Origin of the sequence: Croceibacterium xixiisoli (assembly GCF_009827305.1) — a bacterium.
Lineage (GTDB): Bacteria > Pseudomonadota > Alphaproteobacteria > Sphingomonadales > Sphingomonadaceae > Croceibacterium_C > Croceibacterium_C xixiisoli.
Genome location: NZ_WTYJ01000007.1, coordinates 2,501 through 5,771, shown reverse-complemented (window position 1 = coordinate 5,771; position 3,271 = coordinate 2,501). Strand labels below are relative to the sequence as shown.

Here is a 3,271-nt window from a genome sequence, read left to right as displayed (position 1 = left end):
GATCTTTGACATTGTTGTTTTTTGATGAAGGGACATGTGGGCGACGGCGCCTGGTCCGGGGGTCTCAAGGCTCCGGATACCAGTTAAGCCAAGTCGATACTCACATTGTCCTTCGTATCCATTACGTTTGACAAATGCAGGTAATCGGCTCCTTGCAGTTCGGTTCATGCGGGTTGGCGGGTTTTTGCCTGTGCCTGTGTGGATTGTGACATTAACATGAGAGTTTGATCCTGGCTCAGAACGAACGCTGGCGGCATGCCTAACACATGCAAGTCGAACGATCCCTTCGGGGATAGTGGCGCACGGGTGCGTAACGCGTGGGAACCTGCCCTAAGGTTCGGAATAACTCCTCGAAAGGGGTGCTAATACCGGATGATGTCTTCGGACCAAAGATTTATTGCCTTAGGATGGGCCCGCGTTGGATTAGCTTGTTGGTGAGGTAAAGGCTCACCAAGGCGACGATCCATAGCTGGTCTTAGAGGATGATCAGCCACACTGGGACTGAGACACGGCCCAGACTCCTACGGGAGGCAGCAGTGGGGAATATTGGACAATGGGCGAAAGCCTGATCCAGCAATGCCGCGTGAGTGATGAAGGCCTTAGGGTTGTAAAGCTCTTTTACCCGGGATGATAATGACAGTACCGGGAGAATAAGCTCCGGCTAACTCCGTGCCAGCAGCCGCGGTAATACGGAGGGAGCTAGCGTTGTTCGGAAATACTGGGCGTAAAGCGCGCGTAGGCGGCTTTTCAAGTCAGGGGTGAAATCCCGGGGCTCAACCTCGGAACTGCCCTTGAAACTGGAGAGCTAGAATCTTGGAGAGGTCAGTGGAATTCCGAGTGTAGAGGTGAAATTCGTAGATATTCGGAAGAACACCAGTGGCGAAGGCGACTGACTGGACAAGTATTGACGCTGAGGTGCGAAAGCGTGGGGAGCAAACAGGATTAGATACCCTGGTAGTCCACGCCGTAAACGATGATAACTAGCTGTCCGGGCACATGGTGCTTGGGTGGCGCAGCTAACGCATTAAGTTATCCGCCTGGGGAGTACGGTCGCAAGATTAAAACTCAAAGGAATTGACGGGGGCCTGCACAAGCGGTGGAGCATGTGGTTTAATTCGAAGCAACGCGCAGAACCTTACCAGCGTTTGACATCCTAGGACGACTTCCAGAGATGGATTTCTTCCCTTCGGGGACCTAGTGACAGGTGCTGCATGGCTGTCGTCAGCTCGTGTCGTGAGATGTTGGGTTAAGTCCCGCAACGAGCGCAACCCTCGTCCTTAGTTGCCATCATTAAGTTGGGAACTCTAAGGAAACCGCCGGTGATAAGCCGGAGGAAGGTGGGGATGACGTCAAGTCCTCATGGCCCTTACACGCTGGGCTACACACGTGCTACAATGGCGGTGACAGTGGGCAGCAAGCACGCGAGTGTGAGCTAATCTCCAAAAACCGTCTCAGTTCGGATTGTTCTCTGCAACTCGAGAGCATGAAGGCGGAATCGCTAGTAATCGCGGATCAGCATGCCGCGGTGAATACGTTCCCAGGCCTTGTACACACCGCCCGTCACGCCATGGGAGTTGGTTTCACCCGAAGATGGTGCGCTAACCTTTTAGGAGGCAGCCAGCCACGGTGGGATCAGCGACTGGGGTGAAGTCGTAACAAGGTAGCCGTAGGGGAACCTGCGGCTGGATCACCTCCTTTCTAAGGATTTGACCGAAAGCGCCAGACCTCGAGTTTGGAAGAGCTTCGCTCATATCTACAGAACATTGCCGTCGTCCTCATGTCCTTTCATCATCTGGAGATTGAAGCGGGAGCTTGTTGCCCCTGCTTCGATAAGCCTGAGCTGGCTCACGCCGCCTGCGGCCCTTTGGCCGGCCTGGCTGTGGATGGGCCGGTAGCTCAGTCTGGTTAGAGCGCACGCCTGATAAGCGTGAGGTCGGAGGTTCAAGTCCTCCTCGGCCCACCATCTGTTCTTGTGTGCATCGTCTGACCCAAGGGGCCTTAGCTCAGCTGGGAGAGCGGTTGCTTTGCAAGCATCAGGTCATCGGTTCGATCCCGATAGGCTCCACCAGGTCGCAGTTCGGCGCGAAACAACGAAGTTGTTTCAGGCGCGAACAAGACCGGCCAGCGTGGCACGAGCCGCGCCATAAGGCGTGGCCCCGATTAACTTTGGGCCACGACTGATGGCGCAGCGGAGCCCGCAGCCGAGACTTGGTGAATGATCAACTCCAGAAGATGAAAACACGTTATCCGGCTTTGCCGGTAGCGGAAGGATCTGCCTTCCGCGTCTTTGACATTGTGAATGGGTTTTTAATCGATGCCGTGGCGCACGGCTTTGATGATTTGTGGCTTAGGCTGTGGATCTGAGAAGGCGATGCGACACATCTAGATGTAATAATCTGGCTGAGATTACCTCCGCACCATTGTGAGGCGACAGGCGTTATGCAGGCCTGTCGTTGATGGTGTGGATTCTCAAGCGTGAGGTAAGAGCATTTGGTGGATGCCTTGGCATGTACAGGCGAAGAAGGACGTGGCACGCTGCGATAAGCGTCGGGGAGTTGTGAGCAAACTTTGATCCGGCGATTTCCGAATGGGGGAACCCACCTTCACCATTTCTCTCGTGTTTCGGGTGATCGGCCAAAATCGATCGCAAGGAATATGAGTGAGGTGGAACAGGTATCACCGAAGTGAATATATAGCTTTGGTGAAGCGAACCCGGGGAACTGAAACATCTCAGTACCCGGAGGAAAAGACATCAACAGAGATTCCCGTAGTAGTGGCGAGCGAACCGGGACCAGGCCAGTGCTTCTTTGTTAGTTAGCAGAACACTTTGGAAAGAGTGGCCATAGCGGGTGACAGCCCCGTATGTGAAAGCGAACGAAGAAGACTCGAGTAGGGCGGGACACGTGAAATCCTGTCTGAACATGGGGGGACCACCCTCCAAGCCTAAATACTCGTACATGACCGATAGCGAACAAGTACCGTGAGGGAAAGGTGAAAAGCACCCCGATTAGGGGAGTGAAACAGTACCTGAAACCGAATGCTTACAAGCAGTTGGAGCCTCTTTAGGGGGTGACAGCGTACCTCTTGCATAATGGGTCAGTGACTTAATGTATCATGCAAGCTTAAGCCGATAGGTGTAGGCGCAGCGAAAGCGAGTCTGAATAGGGCGACTGAGTATGATGCATTAGACCCGAAACCCGGCGATCTAGGCATGGCCAGGTTGAAGGTGCGGTAACACGCACTGGAGGACCGAACCGGTGAATGTTGAAAA

General features: G+C 54.0%; 1 protein-coding gene, 2 tRNA genes and 2 rRNA genes (1 of these 5 only partly in view). All 5 read left to right on the top strand.

Annotated elements, in window-relative coordinates; all coding sequences use genetic code 11:
• The first annotated feature begins 212 nt into the window (after nt 1-212).
• Nucleotides 213-1,698 (top strand): 16S ribosomal RNA (locus GRI97_RS18315).
• Nucleotides 1,699-1,885: 187 nt separating this feature from the next.
• Nucleotides 1,886-1,963 (top strand) — tRNA-Ile (locus GRI97_RS18310).
• Nucleotides 1,964-1,992: 29 nt separating this feature from the next.
• Nucleotides 1,993-2,068, top strand: a tRNA-Ala gene (locus GRI97_RS18305).
• A 143-nt stretch (nt 2,069-2,211) separates the two neighbouring features.
• Nucleotides 2,212-2,364: a hypothetical protein gene (locus GRI97_RS18300; protein ID WP_161392682.1), complete on the top strand. Its 153-nt coding sequence runs from the start codon at nt 2,212-2,214 to the stop codon at nt 2,362-2,364.
• 106 nt (nt 2,365-2,470) lie between these two features.
• Nucleotides 2,471-3,271 (top strand): 23S ribosomal RNA (locus GRI97_RS18295); it runs 2,008 nt beyond the window's last position.
• Together the 16S and 23S rRNA genes with 2 tRNA genes alongside form the textbook arrangement of a ribosomal RNA operon.